The 19220-nt window shown below is 70.2% G+C and carries 22 protein-coding genes; 12 read left to right on the forward strand and 10 right to left on the reverse strand.

The window, feature by feature from the left end; genetic code table 11:
* Window positions 1-74 precede the first annotated feature (74 nt).
* Entirely contained in the window at window positions 75-1001 is a 927-nt protein-coding gene (locus tag ABT147_RS15060; RefSeq protein WP_351405825.1) for an intradiol ring-cleavage dioxygenase, read from the forward strand.
* Window positions 1002-1154: 153 nt separating this feature from the next.
* The gene (locus tag ABT147_RS15065; protein ID WP_351405827.1) at window positions 1155-2156 is read left to right on the forward strand and encodes an intradiol ring-cleavage dioxygenase; all 1002 of its coding nucleotides are present in this window, start codon (window positions 1155-1157) and stop codon (window positions 2154-2156) included.
* Window positions 2157-2901: 745 nt separating this feature from the next.
* Here the strand turns inward: ABT147_RS15065 and ABT147_RS15070 are convergent.
* Window positions 2902-3510 (reverse strand): O-methyltransferase, encoded by a 609-nt coding sequence (locus ABT147_RS15070; protein ID WP_351405829.1) that lies wholly within the window; start codon window positions 3508-3510, stop codon window positions 2902-2904.
* 237 nt (window positions 3511-3747) lie between these two features.
* Here ABT147_RS15070 and ABT147_RS15075 point away from each other — a divergent pair, with 237 nt between their 5' ends.
* Window positions 3748-4395: a GOLPH3/VPS74 family protein gene (locus ABT147_RS15075; protein ID WP_351405831.1), complete on the forward strand. Its 648-nt coding sequence runs from the start codon at window positions 3748-3750 to the stop codon at window positions 4393-4395.
* A gap of 20 nt (window positions 4396-4415) precedes the next feature.
* Here ABT147_RS15075 and ABT147_RS15080 read toward each other — a convergent pair whose 3' ends face one another.
* The 5 genes from ABT147_RS15080 to ABT147_RS15100 all read right to left on the reverse strand — a co-directional run bounded on the left by ABT147_RS15080 (window position 4416) and on the right by ABT147_RS15100 (window position 7958).
* Window positions 4416-4604 (reverse strand): hypothetical protein, encoded by a 189-nt coding sequence (locus ABT147_RS15080; RefSeq protein WP_351405833.1) that lies wholly within the window; start codon window positions 4602-4604, stop codon window positions 4416-4418.
* Window positions 4601-5317 (reverse strand): hypothetical protein, encoded by a 717-nt coding sequence (locus ABT147_RS15085; RefSeq protein WP_351405835.1) that lies wholly within the window; start codon window positions 5315-5317, stop codon window positions 4601-4603. The genes ABT147_RS15080 and ABT147_RS15085 overlap by 4 nt, the downstream gene beginning before the upstream one ends.
* A 131-nt stretch (window positions 5318-5448) precedes the next feature.
* Window positions 5449-6036 (reverse strand): pathogenesis-related family 1 protein, encoded by a 588-nt coding sequence (locus ABT147_RS15090; protein ID WP_351405837.1) that lies wholly within the window; start codon window positions 6034-6036, stop codon window positions 5449-5451.
* Between the two features lie 586 nt (window positions 6037-6622).
* Complete coding sequence (locus tag ABT147_RS15095) at window positions 6623-7525, reverse strand: SDR family oxidoreductase (RefSeq protein WP_351405839.1); 903 nt, start codon at window positions 7523-7525, stop codon at window positions 6623-6625.
* Between the two features lie 28 nt (window positions 7526-7553).
* Window positions 7554-7958, reverse strand: coding sequence for a Dabb family protein (locus ABT147_RS15100; RefSeq protein ID WP_351405841.1), 405 nt, complete (start codon window positions 7956-7958; stop codon window positions 7554-7556).
* 122 nt (window positions 7959-8080) lie between these two features.
* Between ABT147_RS15100 and ABT147_RS15105 the strand changes: the two genes are divergently transcribed.
* Complete coding sequence (locus tag ABT147_RS15105; protein WP_351405843.1) at window positions 8081-8698, forward strand: TetR/AcrR family transcriptional regulator; 618 nt, start codon at window positions 8081-8083, stop codon at window positions 8696-8698.
* On the opposite strand, the gene ABT147_RS15110 is transcribed toward ABT147_RS15105, so the two are convergent.
* Window positions 8695-8883 carry a hypothetical protein gene (locus tag ABT147_RS15110; RefSeq protein ID WP_351405845.1) on the reverse strand — a complete coding sequence of 63 codons (189 nt, stop codon included), beginning with the start codon at window positions 8881-8883 and terminating at the stop codon, window positions 8695-8697. The genes ABT147_RS15105 and ABT147_RS15110 overlap by 4 nt on opposite strands.
* An 84-nt stretch (window positions 8884-8967) precedes the next feature.
* On the opposite strand from ABT147_RS15110, the gene ABT147_RS15115 reads away from it, so the two are divergent.
* From ABT147_RS15115 to ABT147_RS15125, 3 genes are read left to right on the forward strand one after another with little or no spacing between them, the layout of a single operon-like run.
* Window positions 8968-9582, forward strand: a complete 615-nt coding sequence (locus ABT147_RS15115) for a DUF4956 domain-containing protein (RefSeq protein ID WP_351405847.1) — start codon at window positions 8968-8970, stop codon at window positions 9580-9582.
* The gene (locus ABT147_RS15120) at window positions 9579-10409 is read left to right on the forward strand and encodes a polyphosphate polymerase domain-containing protein (protein WP_351405849.1); all 831 of its coding nucleotides are present in this window, start codon (window positions 9579-9581) and stop codon (window positions 10407-10409) included. Before ABT147_RS15115 ends, ABT147_RS15120 begins: the two co-directional genes overlap by 4 nt.
* The gene (locus ABT147_RS15125; RefSeq protein ID WP_351405851.1) at window positions 10406-12343 is read left to right on the forward strand and encodes a carbohydrate-binding domain-containing protein; all 1938 of its coding nucleotides are present in this window, start codon (window positions 10406-10408) and stop codon (window positions 12341-12343) included. The genes ABT147_RS15120 and ABT147_RS15125 overlap by 4 nt, the downstream gene beginning before the upstream one ends.
* Before the next feature lie 53 nt (window positions 12344-12396).
* On the opposite strand, the gene ABT147_RS15130 is transcribed toward ABT147_RS15125, so the two are convergent.
* Window positions 12397-13329 (reverse strand): hypothetical protein, encoded by a 933-nt coding sequence (locus ABT147_RS15130; protein WP_351405853.1) that lies wholly within the window; start codon window positions 13327-13329, stop codon window positions 12397-12399.
* A gap of 80 nt (window positions 13330-13409) precedes the next feature.
* Window positions 13410-13871, reverse strand: a complete 462-nt coding sequence (locus ABT147_RS15135; RefSeq protein ID WP_351405855.1) for an ATP-binding protein — start codon at window positions 13869-13871, stop codon at window positions 13410-13412.
* Window positions 13872-14091: 220 nt separating this feature from the next.
* Between ABT147_RS15135 and ABT147_RS15140 the strand changes: the two genes are divergently transcribed.
* Entirely contained in the window at window positions 14092-14940 is an 849-nt protein-coding gene (locus tag ABT147_RS15140; protein WP_351405857.1) for a helix-turn-helix domain-containing protein, read from the forward strand.
* Between the two features lie 3 nt (window positions 14941-14943).
* Window positions 14944-15144: a DUF397 domain-containing protein gene (locus ABT147_RS15145; protein ID WP_351405859.1), complete on the forward strand. Its 201-nt coding sequence runs from the start codon at window positions 14944-14946 to the stop codon at window positions 15142-15144.
* On the opposite strand, the gene ABT147_RS15150 is transcribed toward ABT147_RS15145, so the two are convergent.
* Window positions 15111-15890 (reverse strand): CAP domain-containing protein, encoded by a 780-nt coding sequence (locus tag ABT147_RS15150; protein ID WP_351405861.1) that lies wholly within the window; start codon window positions 15888-15890, stop codon window positions 15111-15113. The two genes, ABT147_RS15145 and ABT147_RS15150, sit on opposite strands and share 34 nt — an antisense overlap.
* A 596-nt stretch (window positions 15891-16486) precedes the next feature.
* On the opposite strand from ABT147_RS15150, the gene ABT147_RS15155 reads away from it, so the two are divergent.
* The 3 genes from ABT147_RS15155 (at window position 16487) to ABT147_RS15165 (ending at window position 19156) form a co-directional block, all read left to right on the forward strand.
* Window positions 16487-16840: a cupin domain-containing protein gene (locus ABT147_RS15155; RefSeq protein ID WP_351405863.1), complete on the forward strand. Its 354-nt coding sequence runs from the start codon at window positions 16487-16489 to the stop codon at window positions 16838-16840.
* A gap of 195 nt (window positions 16841-17035) precedes the next feature.
* The gene (locus ABT147_RS15160; RefSeq protein WP_351405865.1) at window positions 17036-18388 is read left to right on the forward strand and encodes a pectate lyase family protein; all 1353 of its coding nucleotides are present in this window, start codon (window positions 17036-17038) and stop codon (window positions 18386-18388) included.
* 96 nt (window positions 18389-18484) lie between these two features.
* Complete coding sequence (locus tag ABT147_RS15165; protein WP_351405867.1) at window positions 18485-19156, forward strand: Crp/Fnr family transcriptional regulator; 672 nt, start codon at window positions 18485-18487, stop codon at window positions 19154-19156.
* Window positions 19157-19220: the final 64 nt, after the last annotated feature.

Below are 19220 nucleotides of genomic sequence, written 5' to 3' on the forward strand. Positions count from 1 at the left end.
CCCTTTTCCGTTCCTGGGGAAAAGGCGCCGTTTTCTCAGCTCGCTGACAGCCTTCTTATCTAACTTCCCGGCGCATGACAGCGAATGAACAGGATCAGCGGGATGTGACGCGCCGCACGGTGGTCGTGGTCGGTGCGGGTGCGGCCGCGGCGGTGGGGCTGGGCGGCGCCATGGCGGCGAACGCCTTCGCGGGTGAGCGGGGCGGAGAGCGCGGTGGCCCCGCTCCCGTCCCGGAGGAGTGCTACCTGCTGACCTCGGAGACCACCGAGGGCCCGTACTACATCGACGCGGACAAGCTCCGCCGGGACGTCACCGAGGACCGCGAGGGCATCCCGCTGCTCCTCCGCCTCAAGGTGATCGACAACGAGACGTGCCGGCCGATCCGTGACGCGGCCGTCGACATCTGGCACTGCGACGCGGTCGGTGTCTACTCCGGCTACGAGGACATGGGCAACGGCGGGGGCGGCCCGGCCCCCACCGGCGAACCTCCGACCGGTGAGCCCCCGAGCGGCGACCCCTCCGGCCCGCCACCGGGCGGCGGCCACCAGGAGCCGACGGACGACACCCGCTATCTGCGCGGCACCTGGCGTACGGACCGGCAGGGCTTCGTCACCTTCAGGACCGTCTTCCCGGGCTGGTACCGGGGCCGCTGCGTCCACATCCACACCAAGGTGCACGTCAACGGCGAGTGGACGGACGCCGGTTACGAGGGCGGCAACACCTGCCACACCGGCCAGTTCTTCTTCGACGAGGAGTCCGTGCTCGCCTCCGCGGTCGTGGAGCCGTACGTCTCCAACACCGACGAGCGCACCACGCTCGACGAGGACACGATCTACGACGGCAGCGGCGTCCAGGGCGGACTGCTGAAGCTCCGCTACGACAAGCGGGACATCGCGAAGGGTGTGCGGGCCTCGCTCACGGTGGGCGTGGACCCGGAGGCGACCAACGACGGGACGGGGACCCCGCCGCGGCCGAGCGCCTCGGCGTCGAGCACGAGTTAGGTCAGCTTATCCAGAGTTTTTGCCGAAAGGGGTCCGAAATAGACGGCGATTTCGGACCCCTTTTCCCTTCTCGTGGGAATCCGCACGGGAATGCGGGGAAAACCACAGTGCTTTCCCACGGCTTTGACAGCCTGACTCCCTAATTTCCTGCCCATGACGGGAAACCAGACCGGAAACGAGAACGAGAAGGCCCAGGGGCCGAGGCACAAGCGGGATCTGACGCGCCGCAAGGTCGTCGTGGCGGGCGCGGGCGCCGTGGCCGCCGTGGGGGTGGGCGGAGCGGTCGTGGCGACCGCGAGCGCGGGCACGAACAAGCAGGGCACCGCCAAGCCTCTCGCCTCCACCAGTGCCGGAGAGGAGTGCTACAAGCTGACCTCGGAGACCACCGAGGGCCCGTACTACATCGACGCGGACAAGCTTCGCCAGGACATCACCGAGGACAAGGAGGGCATCCCTCTCACCCTCCGCCTGAAGGTGATCGACAACGAGACCTGCGAGCCGGTCCGTGACGCGGCCGTCGACATCTGGCACTGCGACGCGCTCGGCCTCTACTCGGGCTACGAGAGCTTCTCCGGAGGCGGTGGCACTCCCCCCACCGACGCCCCCTCGGGCACCCCCACCGACGTGCCGTCCGGCACCCCGACCGGCGAACCCCCGGCCGGCGGTGGCGGTGGCGGCGGGCACGAGGAGCCGACCAGCGACACCCGCTATCTGCGCGGCACCTGGAAGACCGACAAGCAGGGCTTCGTCACCTTCAAGACGATCTTCCCGGGCTGGTACCAGGGCCGCTGCGTCCACATCCATGTGAAGGTGCACGTCAACGGCGAGTGGACGGAGGCCGGTTACGAGGGCGGCAACACCTGCCACACCGGCCAGTTCTTCTTCGACGAGGAGTCCGTGCTGGCCTCCGCCGAGGTCGAGCCGTACTCGACCTCCACGACCGAGCGCACGACCCTCGACGACGACACGATCTACGACGACAGCGGTGTCCAGGGCGGTCTGCTCAAGCTGAAGTACAAGAAGAACGACATCGCCAAGGGCGTCACCGGCTCCATCACGGTCGGTGTCGACCCGGATGCCACGAACACCGGCACGGGCGACTCCGTCCAGCCGGGCGCGTCGGAGACGGCGTCGGAGTCGGCCTCGGCGAGCTGACGTCGACCGGCGTACGCCGTCGCTGAGCGGCCGGCGGTCGCACGGCCCGGCGCGCGCACGGCCCGGAACCCCTCCCCCTGGGTTCCGGGCCTTCGGCGTGCGCTCGTCCCCCGATCGGGTACTCGCTGGGGAAGTCATCAGGGGACGCACAGGTTTCTCGTCGGACGATCACAGCGGGAGGCGGTGTGATGGGACGTACAGGGTGAGGAGCCCGTACGAGCCCGTACGAGCCCGTACGAGCCCGTACGAGCCCGTACGAGCCCGTACGAGCCCGTACGAGCCCGTACGAGCCCGTACAGGGACGGAACGTCGGAATGCTGGAGGAGGCCATGAAGCTGGCCGTGCTGGTCGCAGTGTTGCTGATCGTCGGGGCGGTGGTCGCGGTCGTCGCGCGGCGGCGGTCCGTGGACGAGCCCGGTCCGTCGTCCGACCTGGACGCGGAGGCCGACGCCAACCGCTGGGTCGTACGGCTGGGCGGCAGCCTGGCCGGTATCGACGTAAGGGCGCAGGCCGGGGCGGGCGGCAGCGCGGCCGAGTCCCTGACCGACGCCACCGAACGCCTCCGCACCGCCCGCGCCCAGCTGACCAGGGCCCGCACCCCCGAGGAGTACGCGCGGGTCACCCGGACGGCGGTCGAGGGGCTGCACCATGTGCAGGCGGCGCGGACGGCGCTCGGCATGGAGACGGGGCCGGGCGCGGGGCCGGCCCGGGGCGCCGGTGCGGACGCGGGTCCGGGTGCGGGTGGTCAGGCCGAGGGGCCGGGGGCGGTGCCGCCGGTCCGTACGGCGATCAGCAGGCCGCTCGACCAGGTCAGCCGGGTCGCCCGGAAGTCCGAGCGCCCCTCCAGAACCGCGAGCAGGTCGGTCACCGCCGCCTCGTGACCCTCCGGCCAGCCGGGGACGGGCGTCAGGTCGTCGACGACGTACGCGCCGCCGGGTGCCACCAGGTCCAGGGCGGCGTCGAGATGGGTGAACTTGCCGGGCCAGGTGTCCGCGAAGACCAGGTCGAAGGGGGCGCCGTCGTACGCGTCGAGCCAGTGTCCGCCGTCCTCGGTGACGAAGGTGACGCGTTCGTCGTCGCCGAACTGCTTGCGGGCGACGGCCTGTACGGCGTCGTCCAGCTCGACGGTCACCAGCGTCGCTGTCTCGTCCATGCCGCTGAGGAGCCAGGCGGTGCCTTCGCCGACACCGGTTCCGAGTTCGAGGATCCGGCCGCCGGGGCGGGTGGCGGCGAGGGTGGCGAGCAGGCTGCCGGTACGGGGCTCACACGACATGGTGAACCCGGCGGCACGGGCCGCCTCCTGCAACTCGGTGAGGGAGGCGGGGAGTTGGCTGAGCCTGGGGAAGTCGTCCATACGGGGATTCTGGGCGGAAGCGGGCGGCGGCCTCAACCGGATTGTCGGGAACCGGCGACGTCGAGGGCGGTGATGAGTCGACCGGGAGCGTGAGCCGACCGGGCACATGAGACGGCCAGGCGCGTGAGCCTGCCGGGCATGTGAGCCTGCCGGGCGCGTGAGTCGACCAGGCGTGTGCGCCTGCCAGGCGCGGCCCGTGCTCGGAACTGCCGGGCGTCCGCCCACGTCGTACTGATCATGACCACGTCGACCACGCCCCCTTCCGGTTCCGCCCAGGCCTCCGTCCCCCCGCCCACGACCCTCGGTGAGGAGATCCTCCTTCTCTCCCTCGACGACACCACGGGCGAGGCCCGGCTTCCGCTGCGGACGCCCTACGCGATCGCGGCGGCGGCCCTGCTGGAGCGGTGCCTGTCGGGCGCAACGGCCGATGTGGTGCTCCCGGAGGACGCCGGGAAGTGGCTCCACGAGCACCGGACGCGGGAGTACGAGACCGCACTGCGGGGTGTGCTGGACAAGGGCCTGATCCGGGAGGAGAAGCGCCGTGTCCTGCTGGTCTTCCGCACCACCCGCTACCCGGAGGCCGACGGCACGGCGGAGTCGGCCCTGCGCGGGCGCCTGGCGAAGGTGGTCCTGGAGGGTGCCGAACCGGACCCCCGCACCGCCGCCCTGATCAGCCTCCTCCACCACGGCGACCTGCACACCCTCGTCTTCCCGGACGCCGGCTCCGAGGAGTCCCCGGCCAGGCGGCGGATGGCCGAGATCGCCGAACACCACTGGGCGGACCCGGCGCTGCGCCGGATGGCCGAGACCGCGGCGGCCACCGCGGCGGCCCTCACGGCGGCGACGATGGTGATGACGGTGGTGGTGATCACGACGGTGACGTGACGCCGTTCGAGGCCTGGCCGCTAGCGCTTCAGCGCCCGGTACCGCTTCATCAGGGCGCTCATCCTCTGGGGGTCCTTCGCGCCGTTCAGCTCGGTGAGGAGGTCGTCCGGGCAGAGTTCGTACAGGTCGCCCCACCAGCCCCGGCGGCGGTGGTCGTATATGCGGTAGCCGCCGGGGACGCCCCGGGCGACGTACCGTCTCCTGCTCACTCGGGGTCCTCCTCCGGTGGGGACGTCAACGCCTCCTCTTCCAGGAGGCGTTCGGCGATGTCGTCGGCCCAGGTCTGGGCCCAGCGGCGGAGTCCAAGGATGGCGTCGGCGTCCAGGCCGTGGCGAGCGAATTCCCGGTCGTCGAGCCACTCGGTGCCCTCCAGCCGGGACTGGAGGTCGGTGAGGTTGAAGGTGGTGGACGTGGCGGAGGTGTGGCGGCGGGCCAGTTCCTCCAGCTCGGCGACGGTCCAGTGGGCGCCGGCCGCGTGCACGGCGATCAGGTCGCGGGCCGTGCCCCGGTCGGCCACGGCCCGGACCTTGGCGCCCACCACGTCCTCCAGGGCGAGCGCGGGACCGAGGGAGGTCTCCACCGGCGGGTGCCAGAGGGTCTCCTTCAGGAGGTCGAGGGTGCGTTCCTCCGCCGTCGTGGGGTCGGTGACGAGGAGACGGGCGGAGAGCGGGGCCGTCTCCACGGTGTGCACCAGCCAGCCGCGTTCCGCCAGGCCGACCCGGACCGCAGCGGCGATCCGCTCCATCGGGGCCGCGTGCTCCGTCGCCAGCTCCAGGTCCCGGCCGGGCGGCCTCGCCTCGACCAGTCCGTGCGCCGCCACCGCGTGATCGCCGGTGAGGGCGAGGGCGTACGGGGCGCCGACGCTCAGCACATCGGCGAGGAGGTGGCCGAGTTGGTCGGGGAGGTCGGGGAGGCCGTTCACGCGGAGGCCTCGGGGGCGGCGGGCGGTGCCAGGGGTGCGGGTGGGGGAGGCGGGGGAGGCGGGGGAAGTGAGGGAGGCGGGGGAGGTGGGGCCATGGAGGGATTATCCCGGCCCCCGCGGAATTCCCCCGGTCAGTACGGCCGTCGGCCCAGCCAGTTCCCGGGCGGATCGAAGTTGGCCACCACATACGTCCAGCCGTTCCCGCACCTGGCCTTCGCCGCGCCGACCCGTGTCGAGGTGCGCCAGACGAGCTGGGTGTAGTGGAGGCACTCCCGGCCGTTCACACAGGAGTTGGAGGGACGGTCGTAGTCGGACTTCTCGTCGAGCCAGAGCCGGGCCGCGTCCGCCAGGGAGTAGCGGGGGTTCGACCCCTTGGCCAGGTTCTCGCCGTACCGGCTGTTCGAGTGGACGAGTTCGCAGTCGTCGACCCGCACCCTCGCCCAGGAGCGGGCGTGCCCGGCGACGGACTCGTCCCAGACCAGCGGGGGGACACCGACGTCCGCTCGCGCCTCGTTGACGATCGTCAGAAAGCCGCCGATCTCCGCCTTCCTTACCGACGGTGTCACCGATCCGGCGCCGGTCACCCCGGCCGCCGTCGCCGTGACCGTCTCCACGACCGTGGGCCGGGGGCCGACCGCCTGGGCCGCCCCCGGAGTGAGCGCCAACGCCGCCGCCGCGCTCGCCGCAGCCATCGTCCGCGCCCTGTCCCGTCGCACCACTCGTGCCTCCTCCTGCTCCAACTTCCTTACCAGCGCTGCTACTTGTAGGGCAGGGCGGAGGCCGGACGGGGGCGACGGGATCACCTGCCATCCCATCGGGGGAATCGGAGCGGGTCCGGGTTTCGGGACGACGCGAACCGCCCGCGCACTCGGGGGAGTGCGCGGGCGGTCCGCTCGACAACGGTTCGCGACAACGGCTACCGGCGCCCTGTGCCATCGGCTCGATGTCAGCGACGCCCCGAGCCTGGACGCGTCAACCGATCGACGACCCGACCGGCGCCGGCGCGCTGCGTGGCTGCCTGATGGCGCCAACAGCGCCTACGAACTCGGCAACGCCGATCCGGAAGTCCTCATGTACGCCCACCGCACCTACGAGACATCCACCGCGCTGATCGCTGATCGCTGATCGCTGATTGCGTCGCGCTGCTACGGCACGATCACTCGCGGCTCAACTCCTGCCTGACCACTCCGGCGACTGAGGCATGCGATCCGGATGATGCAGGCGCGTAGTGCCGTGACCACGAACGTTCATGGTGTCGGCGGACCTGCCGTCGACGTGCCGGTGTGACGGTGTGGCGGTGGGAGTTCAGCTGACCTCGTCGCGGACGGCGGTGTCGAGGTCGGTGGCGGTCAGGCCGAAGGTCTCGGCGGTCTCCGTCGCGTCCATGTGGAACGGCGCGTACCACTGGTAGTCCATCTCGGCCATCTCGCGGGCGATCGGCACGATCAGCCCGGCCGTACGCGTCACGGAGCGCGGTATCTGGATCAGTTTGACCGGTGGCCGGCCTGCCGCGACGGCGTAGCGCCGCGCCAGCTCGCGAATGGTGACGGCCGGCGCGGACGGCACGTGCCAGGGGCGGCCCCACGCGCGTTCTTCCGAGGCCAGCGTGACGAGGGCCTGTGCCATGTCGCCGTTGAAGGTGAAGGTGTGCGGCATGTCCAGGTGGCCGGTGATCCAGGCCGCTTTTCCCTTCTGCAGGGCCGACTTGATGAGCAGGGAGTAGATGCCGTTGGCGTCCTTGCCGATGTAGTCGGAGCCGCGGACCTCGACGGTGCGGATCCCCCCGGCGAGGGCCTGTTCCCACATGCGTCCGCGCAGGCGGCCCTTGTGCCCGGTGGCGGCCATGGGGGTGTGCTCGTTCATCCGGCCACCGGGCTGCGGACCGTAGGCGTAAAGGCTGCCGGTCAGCGCGAGGACGGCGTCGTTCGCCTTGGCGGCGGTGATGGCCGCCGTCTGCAGGGGCGGCAACAGGCGCTCCCACACCGTGTATGAGGGTGGATTGGCGCAGTGGTAGATCACTTCCGCGCCGCGGGACAGCTCGGTCAGGCGGGACGGGTCGGACGCGTCCGCGGCGACCCGGTCGACCAGCGGGTGCTCGGGGCCGGAGCCGCTGCGGGTGACGATCCGGACGCTCTCGCCGCGCTCGGCGAGCAGACGAGCGACGTTGGTACCGATGGAACCGGCACCGATGATGACGTGCTTGGCCATGACGCTTTCACCTTCTCCGGGGTATCGGTCAGTGGTCCACGCCGGAGCCGGTATAGGCGGGCACGTCCGCGAGCATGCCGGCGATCTGCGGGTTGAGCTCGTTGCGGCGCCGGTGCAGTTCCTGGATCTTGGCGTTCAGGTCGGGGTCGTCGTCGTCACTGACGTCGAAGATCTCCAGCCGTTCGACCAGGTGCAGCCCGAGGTGGTCGGTCTGGTACGTGGTCGGGTGCGTCAGGTAGGCGAAGAGCCCGTCGAGATGTTCGACGACGAACACCGCGCCGTACGTGTAGTCGCCGCCGTGGTCGCGGCCGACGACGAAGGACTTGATGGCGGGGTTCGACCGGCCCTGATCGCGCCAGCTCTCCAGCACCCCTTCGATCTGCTCAGGCGTCGCAGTGGCCTTCATCGTGACTCTGTTGATGTGGTAAATCATGACTTACTACCCGTTCCTAACGTCGTTATAATTCCTAACGGCGTTAACTATGACGCGCGTCGTCGGCGCGGTCAAGGCGGTGACTAGGGTTCGAGGACACCATCGAAGCGAAGTGACGGACCATGTCGACCAGCACGAGACGGGCCCGCGAACGGGCGAACACCCGGGAGCGGATCATCGAGGCCGCGCTGCACGTTCTCGAGACCGAGGGTGTCGCGGCCCTGACGATCCGGCGCATCGCCACCGACGTGGAATACTCCGCGCCCGTCGTCTACCAGCACTTCGCCAACAAGGACGCGCTCGTACTGGAGCTGGTCGCGCACGGTCACCGCCTGATGCTGAGCGAGTTCCGCCGAGCCGCGCAGGAGCCCGATACGGACCGGCGCATGACGCGCATCGCGTCGCAGTACGTCCGGTTCGCCGGCGAGCACCCCCACCTCTTCCAGGTCATGAACGACCCGATGGTCGACGCGGACGAACGCCGACGGGTCGCGGAACCGGTCATCGACGTCCTCAAGGAGCTGCTCACCTCCTGGTCGGCTGCACACGACGTGGTCCTGGCCGATTTCGACCAGGCCTGCGAGATCCTCTGGGGCACGCTGTACGGCATCGCGTCGCTCGGTCACCTCGGCAGCGTCGGCAACGACCGCGCCCGCCACCTCGCCGAACAAGCGCTTCGCACGATCCTCCTCGGCTGGCGAACCGAGACGCAGGCGAACGGTCGACCGGCGAGCAGCTAGGGCGGTGTCCATCGCCGACGGATGTAGGTGTCGTCGCCGTAGCCGCCGCCGCTCCCCGTGGAGTCGGAGTCGGAGTCGGAGTCGGGGTCGGCGTGGGCGGCGAAGGCGGGAGCGATGGCCGATGTAAAGGTCAGGGCTCCGGCGAGCAGCGGTGCTAGCAGGGTGACCGCCGCCCTCGGGTTCACCTGCCGTTGGCTGTCAGAACTTCTCAAGTTCAGTTAAGGGAAGGCAAAGCAAGCTCAAAGGTTGACCCTCGATCGTCTTTTGACATGGACCAGACCCTTCTCGTGGTCGCCGATCTGGCCGCCATCTCCGTGCTGACCTTCGCGGTCTACTTCCCGCGCCACCACCGCCGGGACCTCATCGCCGCCTTCCTCGGCGTCAACGTCGGTGTTCTCGCGGTGGCGATGACGCTCAGCTCCTCGTCGGTCGGGATCGGCCTCGGGATGGGGCTGTTCGGCGTGCTGTCGATCATCCGGCTGCGGTCCAACGAGATCGCCCAGCACGAGATCGCGTACTACTTCTCCGCGCTCGCCCTCGGCCTGCTCGCCGGACTGCCGGAGGAGGTCAACGTCCTGTCGGCCCTTCTCATGGCGCTGATCGTCGCCACGATGTACGTCGGCGACCACCCGAGGCTCTTCGGCCGCTACCGCCAGCGCAGCCTGCGCCTCGACGCCGCCTACACCGACGAGGACGCCCTGCGCGCGCACCTCGAAGTGCTGCTGGGCGGCCGGGTGGTGAACCTGTCCGTGCAGAGCGTCGACCTGGTCAACGACATGACCCTGGTCGACGTCCGGTACGTCGTCACCCCCGGCGAGGGCACGCGCGCGCCGAGGGAGGCCGCCGGCCACCGGGTCGAGCACGAGCGGGGGGTCCGGGCATGACGGCCCTGGACTCCGTCGCCCCCGTGGTCGGGGCGCTGCGCCCCATCGGCCTCGACGAACTCGTCGACCGGGCCGAGCTGTTGACCCGTGTGGACCGCAAGTACATGCTGCCGCTCACCGATCTTCCCCTCGTGCTCGGCGGGCTCGACGGCGCGGGCACCTCCCGGCCGGGCGGGGCCGAGAGCGGGGGCGTGCGGGTCCTGGAGGTCGACGGCGAGCGGCGGTTCGCGTACCGGTCCGTGTACTTCGACACCCCGGACATGGACGGCTACCTGGGCGCGGCCCGCCGCCGCCGTCGCCGCTTCAAGCTGCGGATACGGACGTATCTGGCCTCCGGGCAGCACTTCCTGGAGGTCAAGACACGCGGCCCGCGCGGTACGACGGTCAAGCAGCGTGTGCCGTACGACGGGGAGCCGGACCGGCTGGGCCCCGAGGCGCGCGCGTACGCCGACGAGGTCCTGCGCGAGGCGGGCATCGATTCCCACTCCTTCCGCCTGGTGCCCGCCCTCACCACCCGCTACCTCCGCACCACCCTCTTCCTGCCCGGCGGCGGCAGCCGGGTCACCGTCGACACCGGCCTGACCTGGGCCCTGCCCGACGGCACCGAACTGCGCACCCCCGAACGGACCATCGTCGAGACCAAGGCCGGGCGCGCGGGTTCCGGCGCGGACCGGCTGCTGTGGTCGCTCAAGCACCGGCCCTGCCCGGTCTCCAAGTACGGCACCGGGCTCGCCGCGCTGCGGCCCGACCTGCCCGCCAACCGCTGGCTGCCCGTTCTGCGGCGCCACTTCCCCACCGCACCGGCACTGAACGGGAGCCTCGCATGACCACCCGCATGACCACCCGCAGGGCCACTCGCACGGCCATCCGTAGGAACTCGGTGAACTCGATGAGCCCGATGAGCTCGGTGAACTCGTGGAGGAGGAGGGCGCGGGGCTTCCGTACGAAGGCGGTGGCCGCCCTCGCCTCCGTCGTCCTCGCGACCGCCGCGCTGGCCGGGTGCTCCTCCGGGAGCGGCTCGGACGCGGCGTCGTCCGACTCCTCGTCGAGCGCGAGCGCGAGCGCGGCGGCGGCCGTGGACGGGACGCGGGACGCGGCGGCCGTCCTCGCCGACAACGAGGAGACGCACGCCGAGGACGGTGACACGGAGTACGAGGAGTCGGAGGCCGTGGCCATCGAGCTGAAGGGGGACTCGGCCTCCGCCGACGGCAAGGGTGTGGACGTCGACGGGTCCACCGTCACGATCACCTCCAGCGGGACGTACCTGCTCAGCGGGTCCCTCGACGACGGGCAGATCGTGATCACCGCCCCCGAGGCGACCGTGCGGCTGGTCCTCGACGGGGTCGACATCTCCAGTTCCGCCGGGTCGGCGATCGCCGCGACCGAGGCGGAGCGGCTCGTGGTCGTCCTCGCGGACGGCAGCGAGAACAGGCTGAGCGACACCGACTCCTACGCCGACGACGCCGAGGCGAACGCCGCCCTGTACAGCGCGGGCGACCTGACGATCGGCGGCAGCGGCTCGCTCACCGTGAAGGGGAACGGCAACGACGCGATCGCCGGCAAGGACGGCCTGGTCGTCGAGGGCGGGAACATCACCGTCGAGGCCGCCGACGACGGTGTCCGGGGCAAGGACTACCTGGTGGTGAACGGTGGCACGGTCACCGTGACGGCGAAGGGCGACGGGCTGAAGTCCGACAACGCGGACGAGGAGGACGCGGGGTACATCGCCGTCACGGGCGGCACCGTCTCCGTGACGGCCGCCGGTGACGCCGTGGACGCCGCGACCGACCTCGTCGTCACCGGCGGCAAGGTGACCGCACGGGCCGAGGCCTCCGACGACACCTCCGCGCACGGCCTGAAGTCGGGCGTGATCACCGTCCTCGAGGGCGGCACGGTCGACGTCAATGCCTCCGCCGACGCCCTGCACGGCGACGCGGCCGTCCACCTCAACGGCGCCGACGTCACCCTCGCGGCCGGCGACGACGGCATCCACGCCGAGGGCGACCTCGTCATCAGCGCGGGCACGCTGGACATCACCGGCTCGAACGAGGGCCTGGAGGGCAAGGACATCCTGGTCAGGGGCGGGACGTCGAACGTCACGTCCGACGACGACGGGGTCAACGCGTCCGGCAGCGAGGCGACTTCGGAGGAGGACGACGCGCAGGGCGGACGGGGCGGCGGCCCGGGTGGCGGGGGCGGTGGCATGGAGGTCGGTGACTACTCCGCCAAGGTCACCGGCGGCACCCTCGTCCTCAACTCCCAGGGCGACGGCTTCGACTCCAACGGCACGGCCGAGATCACCGGCGGCACGATCGTCGTCAACGGCCCCGAGATGGGCGGCAACGGAGCGCTCGACGTCAACGGCAGCTTCACCGTCAGCGGAGGCACCCTCCTCGCCGCCGGCAGCGCGGGCATGGTCGTCACCCCGGACGAGGAGTCCGAACAGGGCTGGCTGTCAGCGACCCTGGACGCGTCGGTCGAGGCGGGCACGACCCTGCACATCGTCGACGCGGACGGGAAGGTCGTGGCGTCGTACGTCACCTCGAAGACCATCCAGAACATCGTGTACTCGGGCGACTCGATCAAGACCGGCGAGGAGTACACGGTCCACTCCGGCGGCACCGCCTCCGCCACCACCGGCGGCCTCGCCACCTCCGGCAAGCTCGCCTCGGCGAAGAAGATCGCCACGGCCACGGCGGGCGAGGCCCCGGAGGGCGGCGGCTTCGGGGGCGGCCCGGGCGGGGGTGGGGACCGGGGCTGAGGGCTGAGCGGAGGAGGGAGAGGCGGAGGCCCGCTGTCGGGGCAGCCCGGGACCTATACGAGGCCCTCGCTGGAGAGGGCCTCGGCGGCCCCCGAATTCTCCGGGTCCTCCGGGTCGTCCGCGAAGAGTTCCTCCGCGTGCGTGACCGTACCTGCTCGGTCGAGCCAGGTGCCGACTCGGACGGGGTCGGAGCATGTGGTGATGCGCTCGCGGACGTCGTCGGTGACGGGGATGCCACGTACTTCCAGGACGGCCAGGACGCCCCTGGCTTCTCCCTTGGCCTCACCGTCGAGGTAGGCCTTCTCCAGGATCGTGCCCCGGCCGGGGAAGTAGCTGACGAACGTCATGATGTGCCTCCATTTGTCTCCGGCGGGGCTCTCCCCCAGGGCGTTTTCCAGGAACTGGCTGAAGTAACTGGCGGCGCTCCAGTCCAGCTGCGCGAAGCCACGGTGCAATGCGTTCAGTATGGCGTCGCGCTCGGGGTTGTCGGCATGGGCCAGCGCGGAGAAGACGGCCATCGCGGGCTTCTCCGCCACGGTCCTGGCATCGGTGATCACTGGGAGATTGTCCGGTCCGGCGACGAGAGGGTACGTACGCTGGACGACCCAGCCGCGGGCTCCGCAGTCGAACGGGCCGGTCGCCCACTTGGTCGTGGCCCGGTCGCGGCAGACCACGAGCAGGAGGACCGGCAGGCGGTACTTCGACTGGAGATAGGCGATGTAGTAGGGCCAGCTGCGCTCCTTCCTCTTGTCCCGCCGCTCCTGCGCCTCGACGGCGAGCAGGAAGTCCTCCCCGTCGGACGGGTCGACGCGCAGCACCGTGTCGATGTGCCGCGACATCGGCTTGGTCTCCGTGGCGTCGGTGGCGACCGCGTACACGCTTGCCTTGTCCGGTAACGCGATGCCCAGCGCCTCGAAGACAGGGGTCAGGATCTCGGGCCGCTCCTGGAAGATGCGGTGCATGCCCTCGTGGGCTGAAGTGACCATGTGAAGGACCCTACGGGCCCTCTCGCCCCGATATAGGGCTACTTGGGGGGTGATCACTCTTTCGAGCGAGGAAGAAACGTTCACACCGCCGTGGTCAGTTCGCACCAGACGAACTTGCCGTCCGTGCGGTCGGGTTCGGCGGTGTGGATCGAGTTGAACCAGCCCCAGCTCTCGGCGCAGGCCTCGACGAGGGCGAGGCCGCGGCCGGTGTCGGAGGCGGGGCCGGGAGCTCGCGGCGCGAGGGCGCGGGCGAAGCGCCGGGGGGCCGTGTCCCACGCGGTGATCCGCAGCACCGGGTCGGCCCAGCGGAGCTTTATGGCCGCCGGGCCCTTGGTGTGCCGTACGGCGTTGGTGATCAGCTCGGTGGCGAGGAGTTCGGCGGCGTCGGTGAGGTGGGGGAGGCCGTGCAGGGTCAGGATCAGGCGGAGGGTACGGCGGCAGACGGTGACGGCGCGGGGGTCGTTGGGGATGGTGAGGGTGTAGGTCCAGGGTTCGTCGGGGCGGGGCGTCGTGTCGTCGGCGGGCTCTCCGGTGTCGAACATGCGTGACTCCTTCGGCTGGCGGGGGAGTTGAGGGCGCCCGGTGGCCTGCCGCACCCGCCGTGGCAGGGCGGGGCGGTGCGCTTCCGGGGGGCCGGTGATTCCGCAGGGTGTGCGGTGCGTCACCGACGGTATGGCATTAATTTATGCCACCGCAAGCCAGTTGCGTAGTCTGACCCTCATAAGTGGGATGCCGGTACGGCTTGTTGAGGAAGAGGTCCGCATGCCGCCGAGGAGCCAGCCGACCGAGCGTCAGGTGCGACTGGGCACGGAGCTGCGCAGGCTGAGGGAGGCCGCCGGTCTGACCGCCCGGGATGTGGCGCGGTTCCTCGGGTCGACATCGGCGCAGATGAGCCACATGGAAGCGGGCATCGCGGGCGTCAGCGAACAGCGTGTACGACAGTTGGCGGCTCACTACACCTGCACCGACCAGGAGTTGGTCGGAGCACTCGTGGCCATGGCGACAGATCGGACGCGAGGCTGGTGGGAGAAGTTCGCGGGTGTGCTGCCTCCGATCTTCGCGGATCTGGCGGAGATGGAGCACCACGCCACGTTCCTCCGGGACATCGCCACCGCCCATGTCCCGGGGCTGCTCCAGACCGAGGACTATGCACGGGCCGTGTACACGTACTGGCGCCCCGAGCTTCGGCGGAGCGAAGTGGAGCTACGCGTGGAGCACCGGATGAGCCGCAAGGTCGTTCTCGGGCGCGAGGAAACGCCGTACACGGCGGTGCTGCATGAGCCCGTGCTGCGCACCCGGGTCGCCGACCGGAGTGTGGCGCGGACCCAACTCGACTCGCTCCTCGCGCTGTCCGACAGCCCTGGTGTCACCCTGCGGGTCATTCCGTTCGACGTCGACGGATTCGCGGGGGCGAGCGCGGAGTTGATCTATGCGGGAGGCCGGGTTCCGACGCTGGACACAGCGCAGCGGGACACGCCGTACGGGCCCGCCTTCATGGATGCTCCCGCACAGCTGAAGGCAATGCGCGCACTGTTTCATAGAGTGGCCGGGGTGTCGCTCGACCCCGCACCGTCCCGGGACTACATCCACCGTCTTGCGAAGGAGCTGTAGGACGTGACCCAGTGGCAGAAGTCCAGCTTTTCCAGCGGATCCGACGGCACGAACTGCGTCGAACTCGCACTCTCCCCTGCCCGCATACTCCTCCGCGAGAGCGACGACCCCGCCCGCATACTCCCCGTCACCCGCGACGGTGCCGCCGCCCTCATACGGCACCTCGGTGGCTACGCCTCTGAGCCGAAGTTCTGGGTCCAGTAGTTGCCAGGACCCGCCAGGCCGATGCCGATCTCCTTGAAGGCGCAGTTGAGGATGTTGGCCTTGTGGCCGGGGCTGTTCATCCAGCCCTCCATGACGCTGTCGGCCGTGCCGTACCCGGCGGCGACGTTCTCGCCGGCCGTGCTGAAGCGGTAGCCGACGCGGGCGAGGCGGTCGCTCATGGACGAGCCGTCGGAGCCGGTGTGGGACATGTTCTGGTGGTCGGCCATGTCCTGGCTGTGGTCCTGCGCGGCCTTGGTGAGCTTGGAGTCCACGGTCACCGGCGAGCAACCCGCCTTCGAGCGTTCGGCGTTGACCAGGCTCAGTACACGGGCCGTGGGGCCGGAGTCCGTGTCGCCGGTGGAGGTGGTGGGCGTGGTGGTGTCGGACCTCGTGGCCTTCGTCGCCTTGGGGGCGGTCGGCGGTGAGGTCGTCTTCTCCGGGGTGTCGGCGGCGTCGGGGGTGGACTTGGCGGCCGGGCTGCCGGACTTCGAGGGAGACGCGCTCGGGCTCGGGGAGCGCGACGGGCGCTTCTTGCGCGACGGCGTGGCGGACGCGCTCGCGGAGGCCTCGGTCGCGGACGCGGTGGGGGTGCGCGAGGGCTCCGGGGAAGCCGTGTCCGACTTGTTCCCGCCCCACCAGGAGGACGCCACGCTGCTCCAGTCGCCCAGCCCGTGACCACTGGCCAGCGCCGCCGTGGGGATGCCCACGGCACCCACCACCAGCACGACGGCGGTGGCGACGGCCATGTTCCGGCGCTTCGTTCGCGGACGCCCGGTCCCCGAGCGTTTCGTCTTGCGGCGATGACTGTTCATACGTGACATGCGTGGCCTCACTGAGTGGTCCGACTACGTCCGGCTTTGGTTCTGAATGACCCCCTGATCGGCCGCCGCCCTGGCGAGCCCGGTCATTATGGGGACCGCCGAGCGCACCGGGCAACGAACGTCCGTGCGACTGTCAGGGCGGCGCCGATGACGTTTCCCGGGGTGGGGGGACGTGCGGCCGCGGCCGTCGGCACATCCGCCCGGACCCCTCGTACGCGGCCGGGACCAGGGAGAAAGCCGTCCTGTCGGGACGGCGGACGAAGGCGTCGCGGATCCGGATGATCAGTCGAATTTGCCACCCGTAGCGGCAAGTGCCCCTATTGGGGACGAGGGGAAGGTATTTGTCGCAGGGGGAAAGCAGGTCGATCGATTTCATCGTGCGCATTTCGGTCGTGACAGATGTCACGCCGATTCGAGGTGTGCGAGCGACGGGCGCAGACTGGAAAGCGCGGGGTTCCGAGAGAGCGGACCCCGGCAGGGTGATTCCCGAGGCCCCGCGCCGGATCGCGCGTGGAGGAATCATGACGGCAGTCACGCGAACGGAAGCCCCCGTCGAGATCGAGGGCGACGGCCTGGAGGTGCGCATCCAGGAGGTGGGCGGCGGTATGACCGTCGCCTTCCTCAAGCTCCCCCAGGGCATCGACATGGCCCCGGCCCTCAAGGGACTCCCCGACGACCTGTGCCAGTGCCCCCACTGGGGACTCGTCCTCAGCGGCCGGCTGAGGATGCGCACCAAGGAGGGCGAGGACCACTACGAGGCGGGACAGGCCTACTACTGGGCCCCCGGCCACGCACCGGAGGCCCTGGAGGACGTCGAAATCGTGGAGTTCTCCCCGACGAAGGAGTTCCAGGAGGTGCTGGACCACATCAAGTGACGTATCGAGCGAGTATCGAGTGATGTCCCGACGGCACATCAAGTGACAACCGAAGAAGTTAAGTTCGGCGGCAACCTATCCCGGACCCGCGACCACACATGAGTCGGAACTCCCTTCACGGGGGCTCCACACGAACCACGTGTTCTCCCGAACCACGCGTTCTCCGAACCACGTACCTTACGTAAGGACTCATCCGTGGCCTCTGCCTCCCCGCGCCCGTCCCACCGCCGGTCCCTCCGAGGACGTCGGACCCTCGTGGTCTCCGCCGCCGCCGTGGCCGCCGCTGTGGGCGCCGGCGTCCTCGTGATGAACGCCAGCGCCAATCCGGTGGACCTGTACCACCAGGTGCTGCCCGCCAAGGACGGCTGGGCGGCGTCCGGTTCCGGTACGACCGGCGGTACCAAGGCCGACGCGGCGCACACCTTCACGGTGTCGACCCGGGCGCAGCTCGTGAAGGCGCTGGGCTCCGCGACCGACACCGCGCCCCGGATCATCAAGATCAAGGGCACGATCGACGCCAACACCAGCGACTCCGGCAAGAAGCTGACCTGCGCGGACTACGCCGCCGGCACCGGCTACACGCTCTCCGCCTACCTCAAGGCGTTCGACCCGTCGACGTACGGCAAGAAGGCGCCGAAGGGCACCCAGGAGACCGCCCGCGGTGCCGCCGCGAACAAGCAGAAGAAGAACATCGTCTTCCGCGTGCCCGCCAACACCACCATCGTGGGCGTCCCCGGCACCAAGGCCGGCATCCTCGGCGGCAGTCTCCAGGTCCAGAACGTCAAGAACGTCATCATCCGCAACCTCACCTTCGCGGACACCAAGGACTGCTTCCCGCAGTGGGACCCGACCGACGGCTCGTCGGGCGAGTGGAACTCCAACTACGACTCGGTCACGCTGCGCGGCGCGACCAACGTCTGGGCGGACCACAACACGTTCACCGACGCGCCGACCTTCGACAAGACCGAGGCGACGCACTTCGGCCGCAAGTACCAGGTCCACGACGGCGCGTTGGACATCACCAACGGCTCCGACCTGGTGACCGTCGAGCGCAACCAGTTCCTCAACCACGACAAGACGATGCTCATCGGCAGCAGCGACACCGACTCCACCGGCAAGCTGCGCGTGACGATCCACCACAACCTGTGGAAGGGCATCGTGCAGCGGGCACCCCTGGCCCGCATCGGCCAGATCCACCTCTACAACAACGTCTACGACACCACCACGGTCAACGGCTACGCCCCCAAGTACAGCCTCGACTCCCGCGCCAAGGCCCAGGTCGTCGCCGAGCGCAACGTCTGGAAGATCCCCGCCGACGCGAAGGTCGCCAAGCTGCTCAGCGGCGACGGCACGGGCTCCGTCGCCGGCACCGGCAACCTCGTCAACGGCAAGGCCACCGACGTCGTCGCCGCGTACAACGCCGCGAACTCCAAGAAGCTGAAGACGACCGCCAACTGGACCCCGTCCCTCACCGCCGGCCTCCAGACCACGGTCACCAGCCTCCTGACCGACCTGACCGGCACGACAGGCGCGGGCACCCTCTCCTAGCCCCCACACGTGACGCCGCCCGACCACTCTTCTCCGGTGGCCGGACGGCGTCACCGTCGCTAGGGTCCGGAGCCACCAACGGCTACGGAGGTGGGCGTGACGGATCGCAGTCCCTTCACCGAGGACGAGCTGAATCTCATCCGGGGCGCGGGCGGTCGGCGCGACTGGAAACGCGGGGAACGGTTGATGCGGGAGGGCTCCAGAGCCGAGGACGTCCTACTCGTCGAGACCGGTCTGGTGAAGGTCACCGCGGACACCGCCAACGGCTACTCCAGCGTGCTCGCGGTGCGGGGCCCGGGTGAACTACTGGGCGAGCTGGCCTGTGTCGACGGTGGTGCCCGCTCGGGGACCGTCACCGCGATCCGCGCCGGCGGGGGCGTGACGGTAGGGGCCGAACGCTTCCGGCGACTCCTGACGGAACACGGGCCGTTGGCCCTCGCGGTCCTGCGCGGCGTCAGCGGGCGGCTGCGGCAGTCGGACCGGCTGCGGGCCGAACACGGCGCCTACCCGGCCGCGACCCGGATCGCCCGTGTCCTCGCCGACCTCGCGCTGTGCCACGGCGAGCCCGTGCCCGATCCGCTGTCGGACGGCGTGGCCGTGCTCATCAACCAACAGGAGCTGGCGGGCGCCGCCGGCACCTCCCGCGAGTCCGTGGCGCGCACGATGCGTCAGCTGCAAGCGGCCGGACTCGTCATCACCGGCCGGGGGGCCACCGTCGTACCGGACCCGGGGGCACTGCGGCGCTGGACCGGGGGTGAAGGCCCGTGAAGGTGGTGCGGCACAGTCGCGCACAGCCGCCGCAGAAGTATCACGAGAGTGTCAACTGACACTG

This window comes from Streptomyces sp. NPDC001868 (assembly GCF_040297125.1).
In the GTDB taxonomy this organism is placed as follows: domain Bacteria; phylum Actinomycetota; class Actinomycetes; order Streptomycetales; family Streptomycetaceae; genus Streptomyces.

What these genes read in the sequence shown, in the direction of transcription:
- ABT147_RS15060 (WP_351405825.1), top strand. Translation starts at nt 75, where the DNA reads ATGACAGCGAATGAACAGGATCAGCGGGATGTGACGCGCCGCACGGTG.
- ABT147_RS15065 (WP_351405827.1), top strand. Translation starts at nt 1,155, where the DNA reads ATGACGGGAAACCAGACCGGAAACGAGAACGAGAAGGCCCAGGGGCCG.
- ABT147_RS15070 (WP_351405829.1), bottom strand. Translation starts at nt 3,510, where the DNA reads ATGGACGACTTCCCCAGGCTCAGCCAACTCCCCGCCTCCCTCACCGAG.
- ABT147_RS15075 (WP_351405831.1), top strand. Translation starts at nt 3,748, where the DNA reads ATGACCACGTCGACCACGCCCCCTTCCGGTTCCGCCCAGGCCTCCGTC.
- ABT147_RS15095 (WP_351405839.1), bottom strand. Translation starts at nt 7,525, where the DNA reads ATGGCCAAGCACGTCATCATCGGTGCCGGTTCCATCGGTACCAACGTC.
- ABT147_RS15100 (WP_351405841.1), bottom strand. Translation starts at nt 7,958, where the DNA reads ATGATTTACCACATCAACAGAGTCACGATGAAGGCCACTGCGACGCCT.
- ABT147_RS15105 (WP_351405843.1), top strand. Translation starts at nt 8,081, where the DNA reads ATGTCGACCAGCACGAGACGGGCCCGCGAACGGGCGAACACCCGGGAG.
- ABT147_RS15115 (WP_351405847.1), top strand. Translation starts at nt 8,968, where the DNA reads ATGGACCAGACCCTTCTCGTGGTCGCCGATCTGGCCGCCATCTCCGTG.
- ABT147_RS15120 (WP_351405849.1), top strand. Translation starts at nt 9,579, where the DNA reads ATGACGGCCCTGGACTCCGTCGCCCCCGTGGTCGGGGCGCTGCGCCCC.
- ABT147_RS15125 (WP_351405851.1), top strand. Translation starts at nt 10,406, where the DNA reads ATGACCACCCGCATGACCACCCGCAGGGCCACTCGCACGGCCATCCGT.
- ABT147_RS15130 (WP_351405853.1), bottom strand. Translation starts at nt 13,329, where the DNA reads ATGGTCACTTCAGCCCACGAGGGCATGCACCGCATCTTCCAGGAGCGG.
- ABT147_RS15135 (WP_351405855.1), bottom strand. Translation starts at nt 13,871, where the DNA reads ATGTTCGACACCGGAGAGCCCGCCGACGACACGACGCCCCGCCCCGAC.
- ABT147_RS15140 (WP_351405857.1), top strand. Translation starts at nt 14,092, where the DNA reads ATGCCGCCGAGGAGCCAGCCGACCGAGCGTCAGGTGCGACTGGGCACG.
- ABT147_RS15150 (WP_351405861.1), bottom strand. Translation starts at nt 15,890, where the DNA reads ATGGCCGTCGCCACCGCCGTCGTGCTGGTGGTGGGTGCCGTGGGCATC.
- ABT147_RS15155 (WP_351405863.1), top strand. Translation starts at nt 16,487, where the DNA reads ATGACGGCAGTCACGCGAACGGAAGCCCCCGTCGAGATCGAGGGCGAC.